We start from the raw sequence: 22,701 nt of genomic DNA, 5'->3' as shown, positions 1-22,701 counted from the left end.
GCCGGAAATCCGGCCTGGTTTTAAGACAGGGCGTTGCGGTTAACGACGGCCTAAAATCTTCGCAGCGAGGAAGCCAACGCCAGCGGCAATCGCCAGTGAGACGAACGGCGAATCCTGGGTTTTACTCTTCACGCAGTCCAGTGCGTCATCCACCGCGTAGGATGCACGGGCGGCTTTCTGGCGCACACGGCCTTTGAACTCATGCTCCGGAGATTCAACGGCTTTTCCAAACTCTTCCTGACCGATACCCAGGGCTTCTTCGGCTTTGTCTTTCGCTTTATCTGACAGACTCATACTGACTCCTTCTGATGGCATGATTTCCTGATAAATGAACTTAAAGCGTAGACGATTACGACCAGCTTACCGCTGCGGTTGTGTATAAAAGTATGACTGGCCTTTACGCTGGCGGCCCTTTCAGTGCGACTTCATGCCTGCGGCGGTCATCATCATCCGAAACAGGGTGGCCACCACCCCCAGCGCCATAACGCTGGCGATGTAAATTGCCACCATCCACAGAATACGTTGCCACGCCGGGGATTTACCGTCCTGCTGAGTCTGATTTTGTACTCTCATCCTCTTCTCCTGCCGATCTGTTTGTGCACTTAGTATCAGTTAACGGGCCTGTCGGCCCGTTCCGTCAGTGATAGCCTTCATCCGGTTTGATTTTTCCGCGGAAAACGTAGTAGCTCCAGAAGGTGTAGACCAGGATCACCGGAATAATCAGCAAACCACCCACCAGCATAAAGCCCTGACTCTGAGGGGGCGAGGCGGCCTGCCAGATGGTGATATTGGGCGGAATGATATTCGGCCAGACGCTGATGCCAAGACCGGTAAAACCAAGGAATACCAGTGCCAGCGTCAGCAAAAATGGCGAGTAGTGCGCATGACGTCGTAGCGCACGCAGCAATCCCCATGCTGACAGCAGTACCAGAATCGGCACCGGTAAAAACCAGAACAGGTTTGGCAGAGTAAACCAGCGGTGCATGATGTCGGTATGCGTCAGCGGAGTCCAGATACTGACCACCGCGATGATCACCAGCAGCGTCAGCAGTAGAGGTTTCGTCAGGGCGGTCATTTTACGGTGCAGCGCATGTTCGGTTTTCATAATCAGCCAGCTACTGCCCAGCAGAGCATATGCCACCACTAAACCAAAACCACAGAACAGCGAGAAAGGCGTCAGCCAGCCCAGGGCCGGACCACTCCAGGTGCGGTTGGTGACCTCGAAACCGTTGATGAACGCGCCCAGCACCACGCCCTGACTGAAGGTTGCCATCCAGGAGCCAACGATGAACGACTTATCCCAGAATGGCCGGTGCTGCTCGGTGGCTTTAAAACGAAACTCAAAGGCCACGCCACGAAAAATCAGACCTATCAGCATAATGGTCAGCGGCACGGCCAGTGCATCAGTAATCACCGCATAGGCCAGCGGAAAAGCGCCGTACAGTGCCGCGCCGCCCAGTACCAGCCAGGTTTCGTTACCGTCCCAGACCGGCGCGACGGTGTTTACCATCATATCGCGCTCGGTGGCATCCTTATTGAACGGAAACAGAATGCCAATACCCAGGTCGAATCCGTCCATCACGATGTACATCAACGTCGAAAAAACGATGATGGTGAACCAGATAATTGAGAGATCGATACCCATGTTATTTATCCTCCCCAGCGTTCAGTTTTTCCTGTACGGCAGACAGGGGACGTGAAGGGGTGTGCGAGGTGCCGGGACCGCCATCACCAGTATGATCGCCTTCGCCGGAGCGTGGGCCTTTTTTAATCAGATTAAACAGATAGGTATAGCCCACGCCGAAGACCGACATATAGACCACGATAAAGGCGATCAGGCTGATACTCATATGCATCTCACCATGTGCAGAGACCGCATCTTTTGTACGCAGCAGACCGTAGACCACCCAGGGCTGACGACCAATTTCTGTGGTGAACCAGCCTGCAAGGATGGCAATCAACCCCGAGGGGCCCATCAACAGGGTGAACCACAAAAATGGCCGGGAGCTGTACATCCGTTTGCGCAGGCGCAGCCACAGGCTGATCACCCCCAGTAGCACCATCAGCATGCCAAGGCCCGCCATGATGCGGAAAGACCAGAAAATGATGGTGGAATCCGGGCGATCCTCTTTCGGGAATGTCTTCAGCGCCGGAACCTGTTTATCCAGACTGTGAGTCAGGATCAGGCTACCCAGCATCGGGATCTCCAGCGCATATCGGGTTTTCTCTGCTGCCATATCGGGGAGGCCAAACAGGATCAGCGGCGTGGGTTCACCCGGCGGGTTCTCCCAGTGCCCCTCGATGGCCGCGATTTTTGCCGGCTGGTGTTCCAGGGTGTTCAGACCGTGAGCATCGCCGAGCATTGCCTGAATGGGGGAAACAATCAGCGCCATCCACAGCGCCATTGACAACATTTTGCGAATTGCTGGGGTATCATTTTTGCGCAGCAGATGCCATGCGGCAGAGGCACCCACAAAGAAAGCGCTGGCCAGAAAGGCTGCGGTGGACATATGTAATAAGCGGAACGGGAAAGAGGGATTGAAGACAATCTTCAGCCAGTCGACCGGAACAACGATACCGTTCTCAATAGCATAGCCCTGCGGGGTCTGCATCCAGCTGTTGGACGCCAGGATCCAGAAGGTCGAAATAATGGTGCCCAGCGCCACCATACAGGTGGCGAAGAAGTGCAGACCGGGGCCTACGCGGTTCCAGCCAAACAGCATCACGCCGAGGAAACCCGCCTCGAGAAAAAATGCGGTCAGCACCTCATAGGTCAACAGTGGCCCGGTAATGCTGCCTGCAAACTGTGAAAAACCGCTCCAGTTGGTGCCAAACTGATAAGCCATCACCAGACCGGAAACCACGCCCATACCGAAGTTGACGGCAAAAATTTTTGACCAGAAATGGTAAAGGTCGTGATAGTCCTCATTTCTGGTTTTCAGCCACAAACCTTCCAGCACGGCCAGAAAGCTGGCCAGGCCAATGGTGATGGCCGGGAAAATAATGTGGAAGGAGACGGTAAACGCGAACTGTATCCTTGCCAGGTGGAACGCATCTAATCCAAACATTGCTTACCTCTGTCAGACATACATTGCTTTTTATTATTGACCGATAGCCAGTAACAGGCGGCACAAGCAGCCCGTAGCAAATCGGTATTCCATTAAAGGCGTGATCCTGACACCAGTTCAGGAGAAGGAGTAGTAACAGTAATGTTGAACTGACCTGTAACAGCATCAATATTTGCGATGAATTGTTTCATCGTGTGGTTAATCAGTTGGTTGATACTGTTAATTCTTTTGTGGTTAATGATGCTTACATGTGAAAGTTATGTTTATTTTAGCCGGAAAGGCATTGAAATGTGGCGATACCAGTCAATGTTCATTGGCTTTGAGATCATAGTGATATGGTTAAATTTTATATGCTCAATATTTTATATAACATTTTTTCATTGCAGCAGGATGAATTGAAAATAAATTCGAACGAGTGGTTATCTTTGTCGTAACAATGTTTTTGTTTGGTTTTATTTTTTATAAATTGCTGTGGTTTTTGTTATTGGAGGGTAGGTGGTTTCATTAGTAAATAATTTACTGTTTGAACTTTTTTCAATGTTAAAACAGCCAGGCATATTTCGACGCTTACTGAATTCATTTGTTACATTTTGAATTGTTTTTATCGCTTTTTGTTGTCGGAGATCATGGTTAAACCCCTTTAGTTGTGAGGACTCTTTCAGTTCGCTATCACGGCGTGGTGATATAGCACTGGCTGATTGCCAGGGACAGGACCGCAGGCAGTCATTGCCGTCGAACAAAATGGACCGAGAGGAAAATGATATGGATGTCAGAAATTCTCGTCATAACAGCGCTAAAACACTGGCTGTGATGGTTTACGTTGATTTTTCTTCAGCAATGCTGGAGGAGTTCAGCTGGTTGTATAAAAGCTGGATTTACAGTGGTTGTTACCGGCAAAGTGATTTACTGGTCGTACACCATCCACACTGTGAGAAGTATCTGCCCAAAGATCCCGGCATTATTCTGGTGCCGCGTATGCCCACCGTAGTGGCAGGTTCACCCTTTGAAAATTATCGCTATTTTAATTCAATAGGCTGTCTTTCTGGCGAGCCTGTTGATGCTGTTGCCAGACAGTATGATTTCCTGTTGCGTACGGACGCCGATGTTTTTCTTACCCGGCATCTTGCCGATTTCCGTCCCAGTTTTCCGGTTTTTGGCCGCGGGCTTTATCATTATTACGAGGATTTTCGACAAAAGATGCTGCGCTTCTGTCAGCGGCACGGCGTTGAGCATCATTATCGTTTTGGATGCGGTCACTCTTTGCTGGCCCCGACAGAGATTATGCTGCCTTTTTTGCGCCGTCAGATTTACTGGTGTCAGACATTGTTGGAGGAGTTTGGCCAGGACCGCGCAAACTGGGGTAAATGGCCGGGCTGGTATCGAGGAGTGAGTACCATGTATGCCGCTGAAATTGCCGCCAATGAAAATTACTGGCAAATGCTGCATCACGGTCGTGAACGCATTCTCGATGTTGAATGTGACCTCGACCAGGCTCTGGATGCAATGACTTATCATATTCATGCTGTACATACGTACAACTATTTTTCAAAGTTCCGCCTGCGTGAGGGGAGCTATCAGGCCATCGATCCTCAGTCACTCGATCGCAGCCGCATTCCGCAATATTGTCACTGGCTGGCAGTCACGCCAGTTGAGCAGGTAAAACGTGAGGTTGGCTATCCCTGGTAGCGAGGATGTTGCGGTTGTTTCAGAATTTTGATCCTCATCTCAAAATGTAAATTCCCCAGCTCCAGACCATTTCCGGTTTCCAGTGTTACCGTTAACATGTTCCCGGTAACACTGAATAAAAAATCACCTGTGCCCAATTGCCCGCGTTACCAAACCTGTTGGGTGAAAAATGATACCGTTCTCAGTCTGGGTCAGACTGTGCCTTCACCGGAGAAGATGATATGCCATTAGTCATTGTTGCGATTGGTGTAGTGCTGCTACTGCTACTGATGATCCGTTTTAAACTTAACGGCTTTATTGCTCTTATTCTTGTGGCGCTGGCAGTGGGCGTGATGCAGGGAATGCCAGTGAATAAAGTCATCGGCTCAATTAAGGCTGGAGTGGGGGGGACGCTGGGAAGCCTTGCTCTGATCATGGGCTTTGGTGCCATGTTGGGAAAGCTACTGGCAGATTGTGGCGGTGCACAACGCATTGCGGTCACCTTAATCGCGAAGTTTGGTAAACAATACATTCAGTGGGCGGTGGTGCTGACAGGTTTTACCGTCGGCTTTGCGCTGTTCTATGAGGTCGGCTTCGTATTGATGCTGCCGCTAGTTCTGAGCATTGCGGCGGCGGCGCGTGTGCCACTGCTGTTTGTTGGCGTACCGATGGCCGCGGCGCTGTCTGTGACGCATGGATTTTTACCACCTCATCCCGGTCCGACAGCAATCGCTACGCTGTTCCATGCGGATATGGGAAAAACACTGTTATTTGGCACCATACTCGCCGTCCCAACGGTGATCCTGGCCGGACCCGTTTATGCCCGGTTCCTGAAAGGCATTGACAAACCTGTGCCTGAAGGACTCTACAACCCGAAAAAATTCAGCGACGCCGAGATGCCCAGTTTTGCTGTCAGCGTCTGGACTTCACTGGTTCCCGTGATCCTGATGGCTGTGCGGGCAATCGCCGAAATGGTTCTGCCGACGGGGCATGCACTGCTGCCCTATCCCGAATTTTTTGGCGATCCGATTATGGCCACATTGATTGCGGTATTGATTGCACTTTTCACTTTTGGTCTGAATCGTGGTCGCACGATGGATGAGGTGATGGCTACCCTGACCGACTCTATTAAAATCATCGCGATGATGTTGTTGATTATCGGTGGTGGGGGGGCGTTCAAACAGGTGCTGGTTGATGGTGGCGTGGATAAATATATTGCCGGGTTGATGGAAGGCAGCGCGGTGTCACCCATTCTGATGGCCTGGTCGATTGCTGCTGCATTAAGAATTGCTCTGGGTTCTGCCACCGTGGCGGCTATCACAGCAGGTGGGATCGTTGCGCCGATCATCGCGACTACCGGTGTAAGCCCTGAGCTGATGGTGATTGCCGTAGGCTCGGGCAGCGTTATTTTCTCTCATGTTAATGACCCTGGCTTCTGGTTGTTTAAAGAGTATTTCAATCTGACCATTGGTGAAACGCTGCGCTCCTGGTCCGTGCTTGAGACCATCATTGCCGTTAGTGGGCTGTTGGGTTGTCTCGCATTACAGGCCATGTTGTAAATACTGCCTGATGACTGTCGGGACAGGATGATTTGTTCCGGCAGGCTATTACCGTTTCATTCTATAAAAATCCCCCTATCACCGGTTTCGCTTTGATCTTCAGATAAGCAGTAGTAGTTGCTTAAAAATATGTTCTGCAATTATACTATTGCATTGATATATTTTAATTTTTTTTACTAAAGCCAAATTTTTTTCGCCATTAAAAATAAAGCCTCTGCCTCGGCAAATTTGCTACATTTTGGGTGTGGACAGGACGACTTTCTGCCCTCATTAAACGCTCTGTGCGTTAAGCGGTTTAATTCATAAGGTTTTATTGAACTGTTTGAGGAATTTGCAGTATGGAAAGTGAACAAACTGAGGCTGTCCCGGACGTACCTGAACTGTCGCTGAAGGATATTCCTCAGGCGATCCTGCGTCTGGGTGAACGTCTGGCAGAGACCAAATATCAGATTGATATTCTGGGTAAAACTGGCTGGGGTGAATTAACCGCGAACCTTCATGGCCTTGAAGCCAGCGGTGAATGGGATGGCCCGGATGATGCACTGACCTTTTTCAGTAAAATTTTTCCCTTTGCTTTGTTGCCAACAGAAACGGAGCCGCTGGGTATATTTCGTGTTCCTACAGGTCAGGTGATTGGTCGCAGCTGGCGCTGGTGGCCTGAACATCTCAATGCCAACAGTGAAACGCGTCTGATTGAGCATCTTAACGGCCCTTTTGCCGCAGAAAATACCTCTTTCTATTTCGTGGCCTCACTGGGCGTACTGCTGGCCGCTCAGGGGCAAAGCCGCGTCAACTATTGCCGTCAGCGCGATATCCCTTTCATCACCGCGCGGGTGAGCTATCTCAACTATCCTCCTGCCGACAGGTTCCGGCTCTATCACGTCAACAAAGGGGCAATACGGCAGAGTTGGGTAGTATTCAACGATCGCTATTTGCAGGTGGTACAGTGGCCGCGTATTACTCTGCCAGCACTCAGCACTTATGGTGTGCACAGTGCGACCTGGCCAATGACTTTCCCGCCTATCAGTCGGGTTTTTGACGAGCTGTACCATTCCCAGCCTGTGGAGGATTTTATTCTGCCCTGTGTTGACCTGGAAATGGTGAAGATGACGATCAGGGCAGAGCAGGAAGCGGAGAGGCGTGCCGTAAAACCAGTGAAAATGGCGCTCAGCGATATGGATATCACGAATATTCTGCCTGTCAGCCTGACGCTGTTCTTCTTTTTTATTCTGTCGCTGGTTGTGGCGGGCCTGACAGTAGGGGCGGGGGGTAGCGGGTATGGCCAGCATGTTGGTGTGTGGCGTATCGGGTAGCCTGCTTTTATTTCTGGCAATGCCCGTTTTTCTGGTCAGCCGCCGTCATCAGCGTGATAGCCAGTCTGAACCTGATACGCACCCTTTGCCTGCTGATGAACATTCTTCTGCCTGAAAAGCCTTGTCGAAAATTCCTGTAATGTACAATCATCATCGACTGACGACAGCAGAATGAAAATTTTCTCCTATACTTACATTCCTTTAGTCATCTGATAAATGTGAAGTATTACTTATAGTTCAGGAAAATAGAATGAAAATTATTTTTTGGATTATCGCCATCATCTTCATTGTCGGTCTGTTAACAATCACGGGCGTTTTTAAAATTTTGTTCTGAGTGATCAGGCGGCGTAACTAACTCTCATCATTACGATGGGAAAGTAATGCCGCCATAATTGAGTTGTGAATTGTGGCATCCTGAATAGAGGTAAACGCGTTATTTTCCTTTCTGCCTTTGTTCTGGTCAGCAGTAAAGAGGCAATCTTTTAATGTGATCGGCTTGTTGCAACTGGCACATACAGCCCCGTGATGATCACCAAATCTGTCACCCTGTGTGGTAAAAATTATCCTTGTGTGCCCGCATCGCCAGCAACGTATTCTCACGCCGATACTCCTTCCTTTATCGCTCCTGATTTAGAGTAATCTTACCAAAAATCAACCGATGATCGATAAATATTTTTAATCATTCATTTCCGGCCAGGGTTTCGGATAACGGCATGATTAAGAAAGATTAATCAACATCTGTCATCACGGTTGGTATTGATTGACGATAAAAATTGTTTTCTTTTTTTAATTTATTTCATTTCTAAAAACGAAATGTATCAGATGTTATAAAAATGTGATTGATGTCATTTTTATCATTTATCTTCAACGGGTTGAAAAGATAAAAATTGATTTTTCAGAGTTAAATGCTGCGATTTATTGATTTGAAAAATGTTTTTTTAAAGATGTACAGGTCAGATTAACTTCCGGGGCAAAAAAAACAGGTTTTTTTTCATAACCTTTTCTTTATTCATGAATTGTTTAAAGTAAATGACTATAATACACGCGCTTTAACATTATATTTTAAACATTTCATTGCGGCTGATGCGCATTTTGAAACAACACCTGGTGTATTTATTGTGAAGCTAATCAGATTCTCTTTACTTATGGCGGCACTGTCCGTCGGAATATCGACAACTGAGGTGGCACAGGCTCAGACGCTGGGTTCGGCTCTTACTTCGACCTGGCAGTCATTCAGCGATAAAGTCAGCACGACCTGGAACGAGCCACAGGGCTACGACCTGTATGTGCCTGCCATTACCTGGCATAACCGCTGGACCTACGACAGAGAAAAAACCGATCGTTATAATGAGCGTCCCTGGGGGGCTGGGGTTGGCCTGTCGCGCTTTGATGAAAACGGCAACTGGAACGGATTGTATGCGATGGTCTTCAAGGATTCTTTCAATAAGTGGGAACCGTTCACCGGTTTTGGCTGGGAGAAAATCTGGCGTCCATTGAATGATCAGAACTTCCGTCTGGGGCTGGGCTACACAGCAGGTGTTACTGCTCGTGATAACTGGAAGTATATTCCTGTACCTGCGGTGTTGCCCCTTGCATCAATCGGTTACAGTAAGGCTACTTTCCAGATGACCTATATTCCAGGTACGTACAATAACGGAAATGTCTATTTCGCCTGGTTCCGCTGGCAGTTTTAGCGGCAATAAAAGGCACAATTTTGATGTCAGCTAACGAAAAAGCGATATTTATCACTTTTTCATTGCTGGCTACTGGACAAAAGCCTCGGCAATTGCTGTACTAGCTAACGACACAGTTTAGTGTCCATTTTTCATGTAAAGGTAATATAGATGTCTAAGATTAAAGGTAGCGTTAAGTGGTTTAATGAGTCCAAAGGATTCGGTTTCATTACTCCTGAAGATGGTAGCAAAGACGTGTTCGTACACTTCTCTGCCATCCAGAGCAACGGTTTCAAAACTCTGGCTGAAGGTCAGCGCGTAGAGTTCGAAATCACCAACGGTGCCAAAGGCCCATCTGCTGCTAACGTTGCCGCTATTTAAGTTATCAGACAGAATTCTAAAAACCCGCCAAATGGCGGGTTTTTTTGCCCCTGATTCTGCTTTCTCATGCACCGTGCTGCTAATCAGCGTGAGAAAAATTGGTCAAGCCAGAGTACCACTGCCAGAATAGTGATCGAAGTGGCGATCACTTCATAAGGAGATTTGGGAAAGATATTCATTTTTCTTCTCTCTGAGACGTTGACTCAGGGAGTCTGGACTGACTTTATTAAGGTAACATTAAACCTGAAAAGAATGATGTCAGAACCGTGGCTTAAAAGCCTTTAAGAGGAAAACTGCCCTGGGGTGGTAACAATAACCTGTTAAAGATGCCTTGCTGGCCCTGTTAACTGATTGTGCCCCAGGGTTGCCTGAAACGCGGAGGAAAATGATGAATATTCGGCTGGCGCATATCCGGGACAGTTTTGCCCTGAGTGCATTGTTGACTGAGCTGGGCTACGAAAACACCGAAAGTTTTATTGAGCAGCGCCTTGCGCAATTGATCCATGACCAGACTGAACAGCTACTGGTAGCGGAGCAGGGGGGCACCGTGCTGGGCTTTCTGTCGCTACACTTCATTCCGCAGCTGGCACTTGCCGGTGATTTTGCGCGCATCAGCTACTTTTGTATTGCCGAGGGGGAAAGGTGCCGGGCAGCAGCTGTTGCAATATGCTGAAGCGTTGGCGCGAGAGCGAGGATGTGACCGGATGGAAGTACATTGTCACGAACGGCGTATCAAAGCTAATCTGTTTTATGCCCGTGAAGGTTACAGTGAATCACCGCGCTACCTTATTAAAAACCTCAGCCAGTCTTAATCAGCCGACTGGCAATTTCAATGCCGCAGTAGTGCCTGAGCTCGATGCATGGGAAATGCCACCGTTCTACGCAAATGAAAGAATGTTCTGCAATAAATGAAAGGAGCCTTCAGATGAAAGTTGCAGCAGGGCAGTTTGCTGTCAGTCGCGAGTGGCTGGATAACGCCGAGACGATCATGTCGTTAATGGCAAAGGCTCTGGCTGGTGATGCCGATTTACTGGTGCTGCCCGAGGCCGTGCTGGCTCGTGATATTGCCGATGTGGACTGGGCAGTGAAGGCGGCTCAGCCGCTTGATGGTCCTTTCATGACTAAAATCTGCGCGGCCAGCAGGGGAAATAACCTGACCACAATCATGACCGTGCATGTACCGGCCAGCAACGGCAAGACGCTGAATGTGCTGGTTGCGATCTGCAACGGAGAGATTGTCGGTCGCTACGATAAGCTGCATCTTTACGATGCTTTCGCCATGCAGGAGTCCCGAAATGTTATAGCAGGTAACGTTGTTCCGCCGATACTGGTGGTTGCCGGGATGAAAATCGGGCTGATGACCTGCTATGACGTGCGTTTCCCTGAGCTGGCTCGTCGTCTGGTAATGGATGGTGCCGATGTGCTGGTATTACCTGCGGCCTGGGTGAAAGGGCCTCTGAAAGAGATGCACTGGGAACTGTTGGTTACGGCTCGTGCGCTGGAGAATACCTGCTATCTGGTGGGCGTTGGCGAATGTGGGCCGCGTAATATCGGTAACAGTCTCATCGTTGATCCATTAGGGGTGGCTATTGCTAAAGCGGCTGAAGGCCCTGCGCTGATCTTCGCTGATTTGGCTCCTTCACGTATTGCTGATGCACGCAGACAGCTGCCCGTCCTGGATAACCTGCGTTTTTCCCGTCCGGAACTGGACAAATAATATTGGTGGTGCGATTCCACGCTTTCCAGCGGCGTTTTATCTGCTATCATTCAGCACTGCTTTGTGCAGATATTACTCTGTTACAGATTACGGTTGTATTGACCGGTGATCTACGCGTTAATACGGATTACTGTTATTGGCCTTGTCATTGGTCAGATGAAAAAAGAAGGTGCGTATGGAAGGTATCAGTATTGCCAAGCTGCTGATCATCGGTGCTCTGATTGTCCTGCTGTTCGGAACCAATAAGTTGCGTTCTCTCGGTGGCGATTTGGGCTCAGCGATCAAAGGCTTTAAGAAAGCCATGAGTGATGACGACACTTCCGCCAAAAAAACGCCAGCTAATGAAGATAAGCCCGCAGAGCAGGTTGCTCACAAAGAATAATCTTTTTGCTGTGCAAAAAAACGGATGACTGCGTCATCCGTTTTTTGTGTCTGTAAAAAGTGTAACCGTCCCGGATTTTAAGCCAGTCAGTTATTTCACTTCCAGACCTTTGGCCTGCATATCTGCATGGTAAGAAGAACGGACAAACGGCCCACAGGCGGCATGAGTAAAGCCCATTTCCATTGCCGCTGCTTTCATCTCATCAAATTCAGCGGGGCTGACATAGCGTTGCACCGGCAGGTGATGGCGGCTCGGCTGTAAATACTGTCCCAGGGTCAGCATGGTTACGCCATGACGCCGCAGGTCGCGCATCACTTCAATAATTTCAGCATTGGTTTCACCCAGCCCGACCATTAAACCAGATTTGGTTGGGATCTCCGGGTGGGCTTCTTTAAAGCGCTCAAGCAGTTTCAGCGACCATTCATAGTTCGCCCCGGGGCGTACCTGACGATAAACGCGTGGCACGTTTTCAAGATTATGATTGAATACGTCAGGCGGGGTTGCATTCAGGATATCAAGCGCACGATCCATCCTTCCACGGAAATCCGGAACCAGTGTCTCAATTTTGATGGTTGGATTTTTCTCGCGAATAGCGCTGATACAGTCAGCAAAGTGCTGCGCACCCCCATCACGTAAATCATCGCGGTCCACGGAGGTGATCACCACATAACGCAGACGCATATCGGAGATAGTCTGCGCTAGTTTTTCCGGTTCACCGGCATCAGGAGCCACAGGACGACCATGTGCCACATCGCAAAACGGGCAGCGTCGGGTACAAATGGCTCCCAAAATCATAAAGGTGGCGGTGCCGTGATTAAAACACTCTGCAAGGTTGGGACAGGATGCCTCTTCACAGACGGAGTGCAGGCCATTCTTACGCATGGCAGCTTTAATGCCCTGTATGCGGCTGGAGTCGGCCGGGAGCTTGATTTTCATCCACTCCGGCTTACGCAAAATCTCCGTGCGTTCAGTCACCACGGTTTTCACCGGGATCAGGGCCATTTTATCTGCATCACGGTATTTTACGCCGCGTTCCATCTGAATGGGTTTACTCATAATCTTGCAGGTTCCAGGTTGGCATGCGCTGTGACAGTCGCAAAAAATGCAAAGAGTTTTTTAACCGTATAAGGCACTGGCCTTAAACTTTTTTGATAAAAACGCAAAAATTATATCATTGCAGCGAGCGACTTGCAGCCAGCCGACGAGATAAAATGTGACGCAATTGTAAATCCGCACGGGCAGACCATCTTCAAGGCAGCAATGATTGTTGTAGCCAGCTGACCGCTGTGATTTGCAGCTGTCGGGCAAAATTTTCCACCAACAGTGGCTGCACATCAGCTGTCTGCACGCCGGGGGAAAATACACTGAGTTGCGTCATTGTCATACCGGCATAACCACAGGGATTTATCCGCTGAAAGGGGGCCAGATCCATATCAATATTCAGCGCCAGTCCGTGAAATGAGCATCCCTGGCGAATTCTCAGGCCGAGCGAACAGATTTTTTTATCACTGACGTATACCCCCGGCGCATCTGGCCTCGCCATAGCAATCACCCCAAAGTGAGCGAGTGTATCAACAACCGTTTGTTCAATGGCGGTTACCAGCTGCCTGACACCGATTTTTCGTCGCCGGATATCGATCATCACATACATCACCTGCTGGCCTGGTCCGTGATAGGTCACCTGACCGCCACGATCGCTCTGCATAACCGGGATATCTCCGGTCATCAGCAGGTGCTCTGCCTTTCCGGCCTGGCCCTGAGTAAATACCGGCGGATGCTCCACCAGCCAGATTTCATCAGGCGTGGACTGGCAACGCGTGTCAGTAAAGCTATGCATAGCCTGAGAGACATCAGCCCAGGGCTGTGTGCCCAGCTGACGGATCAATAACGTTTCCTCGTTCAAAACCCGCAGTCCGCTGAAAAGAGAGAAGGGAATAACACACTGACTACGGGCGACAACCTGTCGCTCCGGTCAGTCGGACATTTACAGAACCATCCGCACGATTTCAATATTACCCAACTCTTCATACAGGATTTCAACCTGTTCAATATGGGTGGCTGTGATGGTGATTGAAACTGAGTGGTAGTTGCCTTTACTGCTGGGCTTGACCTCCGGATAGTAGTCACCCGGTGCGTGACGTTGAACAACTTCAACCACCTGATCAACCAGCTCTGGCTGTGCCAGCCCCATGACTTTATATGTGAATGGCGTGGGGAATTCGAGCAGTTCTTTAAGATTGGTTTTCATACATTCTCCGGTAACGCTAAAACAAGGACTCCCGCCGCAGCGGGAGCCTGGATATCAGTTCAATATGGGGCGCATTCAGAGCGAAATCAAGCGCGACAGGGCGGTGGGATTATCCAAACCAGTGGTGGAACATCAGTTTGATGTAATCAATGATACGGCCAACAAAACCGCCTTCCTGTACTTCATTGAGCACGACCAGTGGGTGCTGCTCAATCGTTTTACCGTCCAGCTGGAAGTTGATCGAACCCACAACCTGATTTTTAGCCAACGGCGCATGCAGTTCGGTATTGGTCAGGGTATAGCTGGCTTTCAGATCTTTCATCCGTCCACGCGGAATTGTCAGGTAGAGATCTTTTTCCACGCCCAGCTGTACGCGATCGCTGTTGCCAAACCAGACGGGTTCAGAGGCAAACTCTTTACCCGCTTTAAGTGGTGCGACGGTTTCAAAGAAACGGAAACCCCAGGTCAGCAGCTTTTTGCTTTCGGTTTCGCGGCCTTTGTAAGTATGTCCGCCCATCACTGCCGAAATCAGGCGCATCTGGCCTTCAGTTGCGGAGGCAACCAGATTATAGCCGGCGGCGTCGGTGTGACCGGTTTTGATACCATCCACCTGCAAACTGGTATCCCACAGCAGGCCATTACGGTTCAGCTGACGAATATTGTTGAAGGTAAACTCTTTCTCTTTATAAACTGCATATTCATCAGGCACATCGCGGATCAGCGCCTGACCAATCAGCGCCATATCGCGTGCTGAACTGTACTGACCATCAGCATCCAGACCATGAACGGTCTGGAAATGGGTGTTTTGCAAACCAATAGCTTTGACATAGTTGTTCATCAGACCGACGAACGCATCCTGGCTGCCGGCTACGTAATCGGCCATGGCCACACAGGCATCGTTACCTGATTGCAGTACGATCCCCCTGGTCAGCTGCGATACCGGAACACGATCGCCAGGCTTCAGGAACATCAGCGAAGAGCCCTTGAATACCGGATTACCCGTAGCCCAGGCGTCTTTCCCAACGGTGACCATATCTTCCTGATGGATTTTTCCTGCTTTTACAGCCTGACCAATAACATAGCTGGTCATCATTTTGGTCAGACTGGCCGGATCACGGCGGGCATCGGCATTTTTCTCTGCCAGCACTTTGCCTGAGTTATAGTCGATCAGCACATAGGCTTCAGCATCAATGTCAGGCACGCCGGGGATCATTGTTTTAATGTTCACGTCGTCGGCGTAAGCAAAGGTGGTCAGGCTGAGGGCAATCAGTGAAGCTGCCGTCAGACGTTTGAGCAGTTGGGGGGAGGTCAGAGTGTTCATGTTCAGGACGACAACATCCGTGGTTAGTTAAAAAAAGTGACTCACTATAGCAAAAGCAGTCCTGTCCGGCATCCGTCTTTATCGGCCCAGCCTGAAGGGCACGGAAGGATGCCGGGCAGTATTACATTTTGTCAGAAGCAACCGTAATAAATGATGACTGGTTCGCCTCGCTGGACAGACGCTGTTGCAGTGCGCTGGCCTGCTGACGTGAACGGAAATGCCCAAGCTGAACGCGCCAGACATTGTTGTGATTTTCCACCGTACCCGGCACACCAAATTTTTTGCTCAGTGTGTTAAGTAGCTGATGGGCGCGAGCGGGATCGCTGACGGCACCAACCTGTACCGTCCAACTGGTCGCTGCGCCCGAGGTGGAAGGAGCAGAAGCGGCAGCCGGGGCTGTCGCCGCAGGCGTAGCAACCGCAGCGGCGGCAGGCGTGCTCACGGGCGCAGGCTCACTGCCTTCCAGTACACCATTGCGCAGCGGCTGTGGCGCACCGAGGAAACCGTTGCTGTTAACCGGCGCGCCGATGCCGCCGTCGCTGCTCAGGCTGCGATTATCGACAGGGTGTGATTCTGCCTCCTCCTGTGGCTGGCTGGTGACAGGCGGCACGGTTTGACTCTGTGCGGATGCGGTGGCTGCTCCTGCGCCCATTACCACCATGCCCCCGCCGATATCCGGGCGCGGCGGCAACGCGTAGCTTTGTTTGGCAACCCGGGTGCCAACAGTACCCGGACCAGACAGCGAACCATCTGGTGCCACACTGATATAGTCCACTTTAACCCGGGTATTGTTGGAAATATTCAGGCGATCGCCCGCTGCTTTTGACAGATCGATAATATGCCCTGGGGTGTAGGGGCCACGATCGTTGATCCGCACCACCAGCTGGCGACCATTAGCCAGGTTCGTGACGCGAACATAGCCAGGAATGGGCAATGTAGGGTGAGCAGCGGTCAGGGCTTCCGGATCAAATTGTTCACCTGTAGCGGTGCGATTACCTTTGGCCTCATCACCATACCAGGTTGCCAGACCTGTTTCGCTGAAGTTGGAAGGGTCTTTGACAATGCGGTACTTTTTGCCGTTAACGCTGTAATCCTGATTTGCTCCCGCCGCCAGCGGTTCATAACGCGGCTCGGCACCGCCAATCTCCACTACCGGGCCATTATATGCTGGCTGCTGTGGAGCCGGTGCCTGTTGTTCAGTGGTGCTACAGGCTGCCAGCAGAGCTGTAGCCAGGCCAATCCAGAGCCAGTCCTTACGCATGTTCAAGCCTCTTAAACGCTTTTTGATAACAGTTTTCGATGAGTGTGAATTGACATGATTATGCCAAAACCGGCCATCAGTACAATCAGCGCAGAACCGCCATAGCTGACCAGCGGTAGCGGAACGCCCACCACCGGCAGAATACCGCTTACCATGCCAATATTGACAAAAACATAGACAAAGAAGATTAGCATTAATCCACCGGCCATGACCCGGCCAAAGGTGGTTTGTGCTCTGGCTGCCATCATCAGGCCACGCATAATTAACAGCACATAGAGAGCCAGCAAAATCAGCACGCCGACTAACCCCAGCTCTTCGGCCAACACGGCAAAGATGAAGTCAGTATGGCGTTCTGGCAGGAATTCAAGCTGCGACTGCGTTCCGTGCAGCCAGCCTTTGCCACGAAGACCGCCAGAGCCGATGGCGATTTTCGACTGAATAATATGGTAACCCGCACCTAAGGGATCGGTTTCCGGATCGAGTAGCATCATCACCCGGTTGCGTTGGTAATCATGCATCAGGAAGAACCAGAGTATCGGAATAAAAGCCCCGACCAGTAAAATGGCTATCAAAATCAGTCGCCAGCTCATGCCTGACAGGAACAGCACGAACAGTCCGCTGGCGGCGATCAGAATCGCCGTTCCCAAATCGGGTTGGGCTGCCACCAGCAGGGTGGGCATAAATATCAGTACCAGGGCAATGGCGGTATTCTTCAGCGTGGGCGGACAGACATCGCGGTTGATAAAACGGGCAACCATCAGCGGCACGGCAATTTTTGCAATCTCCGAAGGCTGAAAACGTACCACGCCCAGATCCAGCCAGCGCTGTGCACCTTTACTGATATGGCCAAACGCATCGACCGCAATCAGTAACACGACACAAAAAATATACAGAAAGGGCGCCCAGCCTTCGTAAACTCTTGGGGGGATCTGCGCCATAACCAGCATCACCACCGTGCCCATGGCAATTTGTCCCAGTTTGCGCTCCATCATGCCGGGGTCCTGGCCACTGGCGCTCCATATAACCAGCGAGCTGTAGACCAGCAGGGCGGCAATCAGAATAAAAAACGTTGGATCGACATGAATTCGGGTCCAGATGGTGCGTTTCTGATGACGGTCATTCATGGTTATTCACCTTCATAGCCGGATGGCACCGGTGCCGCATCCGGCAAGTTGGTATTGTTATCCCCAAGCATAATATGGTCGAGGATTTGTCGCGTGATGGTGCCGACAGCGGGACCGGCGCCACCGTTCTCAAGGATAATGCTGACCGCCACGCGGGGATTATCAAAAGGAGCAAACGCGGTCATTAGCTTGTGGTCGCGCAGTAGCTCTGCCACTTTATGGGCGTTGTAAGTTTCATTAGCTTTAAGGCCAAAAACCTGGGCCGTACCGGATTTCGCCGCAATCTTGTAGGGTGCATCCGCAAAGCTTTTACGGGCAGTGCCGTTTGGTCGGTTGGCAACGCCATACATACCGTCTTTGGCAATCTCCCAGTAGCCAGAGTGAATATCGGCCACCGGTTTCAGTTCCTGCTGGCGCCAGGGCACCTGAACATTATTGACTCTGGTTGAAGCCATCAGATGAGGGGTTTTGATGATGCCGTCGTTAATCAGGATCATCATTGCTTTGTTCATTTGTAATGGTGTGGCTGTCCAGTAGCCCTGACCGATGCCAACCGGGATGGTATCCCCCTGATACCACGGCTTTTTGAAACGTTTCATTTTCCATTCACGGGTAGGCATATTACCCGGTGTCTCTTCGGTCAGGTCGATACCGGAGAGGTGGCCGTAGCCAAATTTGCTCATCCATTCCGCCAGGCGATCGATCCCCATGTCATAGGCGACCTGATAGAAAAAAGTATCCGCCGATTCTTCCAGCGATTTAGTGACATTCAGGCGTCCATGTCCCCAGTGCTTCCAGTCGCGAAAGCGCTTCTCCGTACCGGGTAACTGCCACCAACCCGGATCAAACAGGCTGGTATTTTTGTTAATCACGCCCGCAGAGAGCGCCGAGACGGCAATGTAGGGTTTGACGGTAGAGGCCGGAGGATAAGCGCCCTGGGTGGCGCGGTTGATCAGCGGTCGATTAGGATCGTTAAGCAGCGAGTTATAGTCCTTGCTACTGATACCGTCGATAAACAGGTTTGGATCGTAGCTTGGCATGGAAACCATGGCGAGAACATCGCCGTTGCGTGGGTCGGTGACCACAACCGCAGCACGGCTGCCTGCCAGCAGCGTTTCAATATACTGCTGTAATTTGAGATCGATAGTCAGCCAGATATCCTGGCCGGCCTGAGGCGGTTGCTCATGCAGCTGGCGGATCACCCGGCCACGATTATTCACCTCTACCTCTTCATAGCCAGGCTTACCGTGCAGGATATCCTCGTAATAACGTTCAATTCCCAGCTTGCCAATGTCGTGCGTGGCAGCGTAGTCCGGCAGCCTGCCTTCTTTATTCAGACGTTCAACATCGCGGTCATTGATCTTCGAAACATAACCCAGCACGTGAGTCAGAGCAGAATTATAGGGATAGTAGCGACGTTGATAACCTTTAACCTCTACGCCAGGAAAGGCGTACTGATTAACGGCGAATCGGGCAACCTGTTCTTCGTTCAGTCCGGTTTTGACCGGAATGGAGGTGAAACGACGTGAGCGCTTGCGTTCCTTTTCGAAAGCAATCAAATCTTCGTCGCTGAGATTAACAATCGGACGCAGTGCCAGCAGCGTTTTTTCGAGGTTTTCTACCTTATCTGGCACCAGTTCAATCTGCCAGATGGTGCGGTTCAGCGCGAGAGGGATACCGTTGCGGTCATAAATAATACCGCGGCTTGGCGCAACCGGAACCAGCTTGATGCGGTTGACATTCGAACGGGTGGTATAGTCGTTATAACGAATAATTTGCAGGTGATAGAGATTGACCACCAGGATTATGGAAAGCAAAAAAATGCCCAGAAAAGCGACCAGCGCCCGGCGAACGAACAGTGCCTGTTCGGCTGTGTAGTCACGAAAAAAATTGCGCTGTAATTTCATCCGCTGTTTCAGGGTATCCGTATGTTTATGCGTTATTCACGATGATAGGGATGGTTAGCTGTGATGCTCCATGCCCGGTACAGGCTCTCGGCGACCAGTACCCTGACAAGCGGATGGGGCAGCGTCAGGGCAGAGAGTGACCAGCTTTGCTCCGCCGCCGCTTTGCAGGCGGGAGAGAGGCCTTCCGGGCCACCAATCAACAGACTGACATCGCGACCATCCTGTTTCCAGCGCTCCAGCTGACAGGCAAGTTGTGGGGTTTCCCACGGCTGGCCCGGAATATCCAGAGTGACGATGCGATTGCCTTTACCCACGGTGCTGAGCATCATTTCACCTTCTTTTTCAAGAATGCGTTTTATATCAGCATTTTTCCCCCGTTTACCGGCGGGAACTTCGCTCAGCTCAAGGGGCATATCTTTGGGAAAACGGCGCAGATACTCCATAAACCCGGTTTGCACCCAGTCCGGCATTTTGGTGCCGACTGCAACCAACTGCAACTTCACCTGTTAACTCCAGAGTTTTTCGAGCTCGTACAGACGGCGGCTCTCTTCCTGCATTACATGGACAATCACGTCACCGAGATCCACCACTACCCAGTCGGTGGAGATTTTACTGTCAACCGAAATAGGCTTCAGGCCTGCTGCCCGGGATTGCTGTACAACGTGGTCGGCAATGGAAGCCACATGACGGGTTGATGTGCCGGTGCAGATAATCATGCAGTCGGTGATACTGGATTTGCCCTGCACGTTAACAGCAACGATATCCTGGCCTTTCAAATCGTCGATTTTGTCAATGACGAAGTCTTGGAGTGTTTGACCTTGCAAAAGGTTCCCCTCTGATTTTGATGGAATTTCAATGAGCTATGGTATGCAGCCCGACATGGTTTTTCTGTTGCCAGACCCGTTTATTCAGGCGTATTGCCCTGCCTGACGGCTGAATGACGGTCTGATCGTGCTGAACCACGTTTTGCCAGCTTCTGAAGGTGGACCCACATGAGGTTTCTGGTCGCTGAAAAAACGGTTGATTATTGTGCCACCTGACACGAGGCATTTCGCCCGGCTGACGAAAAATCTTGTCAGCTTTTTTCACTTAATGTCAGCATCACTGAGCGGGTACTCACAGCAACGGCGCGGCCTTAAAAAACATGGCAGCGAAGGATAACAGCCTTAAGGTCGGTGTCAATGATGTGCTGGTTGATAATCTGCGGCGGCAGAACCCGGATGAGCGGTTTTATTTGTTCAGATGTCGTCATCGAACATCCGTCACCCGGATTATCCATGTTGAGTCCGCTTTTCTGAAGCCTGGTGCAATTCCTGCTTAAGAAGACAAAGCGTTGAGAGCTTACTCAGTTTCGGCTGATTTTCAGGGAGTGATAAAAAGGCTCAGGCCCCTGATGGTGTCCATGCCACTTTCTAAATTTCCATACGCACCACGGCGCTGGAGATGTCGATCAGCTGGTTGAGATTTTCAATGCCATGAAAATAAACATCATTTTCCAGACCATAAATTAAAATATTGTCAGGTCTGACTGCCAGTGCACAGTCAACATAATGATTTTCACAGAGATCATGCTCTCGGGTGATAATAAATAAATCTGTTTTCTGGCTGACGGCATCAGCATAAGCATCATAAAAGAAACGCCTGATTTCATCGCCTGTTTCACTGTCATCAGCGGCGGGAACGATAATCAGGGTAAATTCAGGATACAGTTCTTTATTTTTCACAGGGACAGCTCCGTCAGGCTGGTATGGTGGGCTGCCAGGCCAGCGTTAATCGCCGCGTCTCTGTCATGGGCCAGGCTGACGATACAATTATACCATTCATCCGTGCTGTGACATATCCAGCCGTTGACGCCGTGTTTGATAAACTGAGAAAACTCACTTACAGGCGAGGCGATAATGGGGACACCACATGCGGCCGCCTCAATAAATTTAATATTGGATTTTGCATTATTAAAAACAGTATCTTCAAGAGGAACTAAAACAACATCATGATGTGAAATAATGGTCATCATTTCTGCAAAACTGACAATGTCGATTTGTTGTACTGATGCACCCGCAGCCTTCAGCGTATCGGCATAATTCCCGGTTTTCCCAAGGAATGTTATTTCAAAATCATCGCGAGTTTGTGCAAGCTTCATCATCACGCCAGATATGATACTGAAGTCCATGATGTGGGTTTTAGTACCTGAAAGGTAGAGGATTTTTAATGACCGATTTTTCTCTTTTTTATTTTTCTGGTTTTCTGAGAAAAATCGTTTGGGTAATTTATTTCTACGTAATGAAACATTATTATGAGATTTTTTATATATTTCAACCAGCAGCGGGGTTGAGCAGACTATTTTGTCAGCAAGTAATAACAATGAAGAGTCGCATATCAGTATTTTTTCAAGCCAGTCTGCATCGGTATCATTTGAACGAACAGCACCCTGGCTGGCAACAAATTCAGGCAGCATTAAATCGTCGATATCCAGCGTGACAGTAACACCTGTTTTGCGGCAGAGAGTCATCAGGAATACGGTCAGAGGGTCGTAATTTGGACGAATAAAAATAACTTCATCAGCAGTGAATATACTTTCCAGCGTTTCTTTTAAAGTGCTGCCAGCATGATTAAATATGCAGTTTTTATCATTTTCGCCGGGAAATATGGCTCTGTATAAATTTGTTCCACTGTTGAGAGGTAATGTGGAATAAATTGTTTTTTTATGTTTTTTTTTCAGCAGTATACGTTTTTTTATGACGTAATTGAGGAATGTGAAAGGTGCGACCTTCTTTCTCACCATAGTCAAAGAAATGCCCGACGGCACATATACCGGATTCTTTAACGTCTGGATTATCGAGATAGTATTTTTCAACGTCCAGGATGAGTTCTTTGATCTCAGAAGGGGGAATATCCCTTCTTAACCGATGCAATTTTTCAACAAATGATTGTGGTTCTTGTTCAGACTGCACGGATTTATCCCTCACCTTGATTAACATCTTTTGAAACATAACGAGATCCATCTGAAGTATATGCGTCAGGTTGATTAACATCACTATATCATCTTATGTTGATTACAACAGAAGTGACCTTGTGGAGCCGA

General features: G+C 49.8%; 24 protein-coding genes and 1 pseudogene. 9 read left to right on the top strand and 16 right to left on the bottom strand.

The genetic code is table 11. The features are described 5' to 3' along the window. Positions 1–39 precede the first annotated feature (39 nt). From AC3RPL_RS13870 to AC3RPL_RS13855, 4 genes are all read right to left on the bottom strand, one after another. Positions 40–294, bottom strand: a complete 255-nt coding sequence (locus AC3RPL_RS13870; RefSeq protein WP_034941752.1) for a hypothetical protein — start codon at positions 292–294, stop codon at positions 40–42. Between the two features lie 120 nt (positions 295–414). Further along, positions 415–573: a DUF2474 domain-containing protein gene (locus tag AC3RPL_RS13865; RefSeq protein WP_071995071.1), complete on the bottom strand. Its 159-nt coding sequence runs from the start codon at positions 571–573 to the stop codon at positions 415–417. Between the two features lie 64 nt (positions 574–637). Beyond that, the gene (gene cydB / locus AC3RPL_RS13860; protein WP_261642726.1) at positions 638–1,645 is read right to left on the bottom strand and encodes a cytochrome d ubiquinol oxidase subunit II; all 1,008 of its coding nucleotides are present in this window, start codon (positions 1,643–1,645) and stop codon (positions 638–640) included. A gap of 1 nt (position 1,646) precedes the next feature. Beyond that, complete coding sequence (locus tag AC3RPL_RS13855) at positions 1,647–3,068, bottom strand: cytochrome ubiquinol oxidase subunit I (RefSeq protein WP_490740427.1); 1,422 nt, start codon at positions 3,066–3,068, stop codon at positions 1,647–1,649. Between the two features lie 762 nt (positions 3,069–3,830). On the opposite strand from AC3RPL_RS13855, the gene AC3RPL_RS13850 reads away from it, so the two are divergent. From AC3RPL_RS13850 to tatE, 9 genes and pseudogenes are all read left to right on the top strand, one after another. Continuing rightward, complete coding sequence (locus AC3RPL_RS13850) at positions 3,831–4,754, top strand: DUF7164 domain-containing protein (RefSeq protein WP_490740426.1); 924 nt, start codon at positions 3,831–3,833, stop codon at positions 4,752–4,754. A gap of 221 nt (positions 4,755–4,975) precedes the next feature. Next, positions 4,976–6,292 carry a gluconate transporter gene (gene gntT, locus AC3RPL_RS13845; RefSeq protein ID WP_490740425.1) on the top strand — a complete coding sequence of 439 codons (1,317 nt, stop codon included), beginning with the start codon at positions 4,976–4,978 and terminating at the stop codon, positions 6,290–6,292. 338 nt (positions 6,293–6,630) lie between these two features. Then, entirely contained in the window at positions 6,631–7,605 is a 975-nt protein-coding gene (locus AC3RPL_RS13840) for a hypothetical protein (RefSeq protein ID WP_490740424.1), read from the top strand. Between the two features lie 250 nt (positions 7,606–7,855). Further along, positions 7,856–7,939 carry a small membrane protein YohP gene (locus tag AC3RPL_RS13835; protein WP_490740705.1) on the top strand — a complete coding sequence of 28 codons (84 nt, stop codon included), beginning with the start codon at positions 7,856–7,858 and terminating at the stop codon, positions 7,937–7,939. Positions 7,940–8,750: 811 nt separating this feature from the next. After that, on the top strand, positions 8,751–9,299 hold the full coding sequence (pagP, locus tag AC3RPL_RS13830) for a lipid IV(A) palmitoyltransferase PagP (RefSeq protein WP_490740704.1): 549 nt from the start codon (positions 8,751–8,753) through the stop codon (positions 9,297–9,299). Positions 9,300–9,449: 150 nt separating this feature from the next. Then, positions 9,450–9,659, top strand: coding sequence for a transcription antiterminator/RNA stability regulator CspE (gene cspE, locus AC3RPL_RS13825; RefSeq protein ID WP_004156612.1), 210 nt, complete (start codon positions 9,450–9,452; stop codon positions 9,657–9,659). 388 nt (positions 9,660–10,047) lie between these two features. After that, positions 10,048–10,471, top strand: a pseudogene (locus tag AC3RPL_RS13820) (GNAT family N-acetyltransferase). Positions 10,472–10,584: 113 nt separating this feature from the next. Then, positions 10,585–11,376: a deaminated glutathione amidase gene (locus AC3RPL_RS13815; protein ID WP_490740422.1), complete on the top strand. Its 792-nt coding sequence runs from the start codon at positions 10,585–10,587 to the stop codon at positions 11,374–11,376. Positions 11,377–11,551: 175 nt separating this feature from the next. After that, positions 11,552–11,758, top strand: a complete 207-nt coding sequence (gene tatE / locus AC3RPL_RS13810; protein ID WP_034941733.1) for a twin-arginine translocase subunit TatE — start codon at positions 11,552–11,554, stop codon at positions 11,756–11,758. Positions 11,759–11,848: 90 nt separating this feature from the next. Here the strand turns inward: tatE and lipA are convergent, their stop codons facing one another. From lipA to AC3RPL_RS13750, 12 genes are all read right to left on the bottom strand, one after another. After that, on the bottom strand, positions 11,849–12,814 hold the full coding sequence (gene lipA, locus AC3RPL_RS13805; RefSeq protein WP_034941731.1) for a lipoyl synthase: 966 nt from the start codon (positions 12,812–12,814) through the stop codon (positions 11,849–11,851). A gap of 193 nt (positions 12,815–13,007) precedes the next feature. Continuing rightward, a complete protein-coding gene (gene lipB / locus AC3RPL_RS13800; RefSeq protein ID WP_490740421.1) occupies positions 13,008–13,661 on the bottom strand; it encodes a lipoyl(octanoyl) transferase LipB in 654 nt (217 codons plus the stop codon). 81 nt (positions 13,662–13,742) lie between these two features. Then, positions 13,743–14,006 (bottom strand): DUF493 family protein YbeD, encoded by a 264-nt coding sequence (gene ybeD, locus AC3RPL_RS13795; protein WP_490740420.1) that lies wholly within the window; start codon positions 14,004–14,006, stop codon positions 13,743–13,745. 109 nt (positions 14,007–14,115) lie between these two features. Next, the gene (gene dacA / locus AC3RPL_RS13790; RefSeq protein ID WP_034941724.1) at positions 14,116–15,327 is read right to left on the bottom strand and encodes a D-alanyl-D-alanine carboxypeptidase DacA; all 1,212 of its coding nucleotides are present in this window, start codon (positions 15,325–15,327) and stop codon (positions 14,116–14,118) included. Between the two features lie 121 nt (positions 15,328–15,448). Further along, on the bottom strand, positions 15,449–16,588 hold the full coding sequence (rlpA, locus tag AC3RPL_RS13785) for an endolytic peptidoglycan transglycosylase RlpA (protein ID WP_490740419.1): 1,140 nt from the start codon (positions 16,586–16,588) through the stop codon (positions 15,449–15,451). Between the two features lie 11 nt (positions 16,589–16,599). Then, positions 16,600–17,712: a peptidoglycan glycosyltransferase MrdB gene (mrdB, locus tag AC3RPL_RS13780; protein ID WP_034941720.1), complete on the bottom strand. Its 1,113-nt coding sequence runs from the start codon at positions 17,710–17,712 to the stop codon at positions 16,600–16,602. Between the two features lie 2 nt (positions 17,713–17,714). After that, positions 17,715–19,619 carry a peptidoglycan DD-transpeptidase MrdA gene (gene mrdA / locus AC3RPL_RS13775; protein ID WP_034941717.1) on the bottom strand — a complete coding sequence of 635 codons (1,905 nt, stop codon included), beginning with the start codon at positions 19,617–19,619 and terminating at the stop codon, positions 17,715–17,717. A gap of 32 nt (positions 19,620–19,651) precedes the next feature. Next, entirely contained in the window at positions 19,652–20,122 is a 471-nt protein-coding gene (gene rlmH, locus AC3RPL_RS13770; protein ID WP_034941715.1) for a 23S rRNA (pseudouridine(1915)-N(3))-methyltransferase RlmH, read from the bottom strand. 3 nt (positions 20,123–20,125) lie between these two features. Next, positions 20,126–20,443 (bottom strand): ribosome silencing factor, encoded by a 318-nt coding sequence (gene rsfS / locus AC3RPL_RS13765; RefSeq protein WP_490740418.1) that lies wholly within the window; start codon positions 20,441–20,443, stop codon positions 20,126–20,128. A gap of 588 nt (positions 20,444–21,031) precedes the next feature. Next, a complete protein-coding gene (locus AC3RPL_RS13760) occupies positions 21,032–21,343 on the bottom strand; it encodes a hypothetical protein (RefSeq protein WP_490740417.1) in 312 nt (103 codons plus the stop codon). After that, a complete protein-coding gene (locus AC3RPL_RS13755) occupies positions 21,340–22,401 on the bottom strand; it encodes a glycosyltransferase (RefSeq protein ID WP_490740416.1) in 1,062 nt (353 codons plus the stop codon). The genes AC3RPL_RS13760 and AC3RPL_RS13755 overlap by 4 nt, the downstream gene beginning before the upstream one ends. Beyond that, the gene (locus tag AC3RPL_RS13750; protein ID WP_490740415.1) at positions 22,322–22,651 is read right to left on the bottom strand and encodes a hypothetical protein; all 330 of its coding nucleotides are present in this window, start codon (positions 22,649–22,651) and stop codon (positions 22,322–22,324) included. The genes AC3RPL_RS13755 and AC3RPL_RS13750 overlap by 80 nt, the downstream gene beginning before the upstream one ends. Positions 22,652–22,701: the final 50 nt, after the last annotated feature.

Source organism: Erwinia papayae (assembly GCF_058241465.1).
Note: the sequence above shows the minus strand (reverse complement) of the source record. Positions and strands in the feature narration are given on the sequence as shown.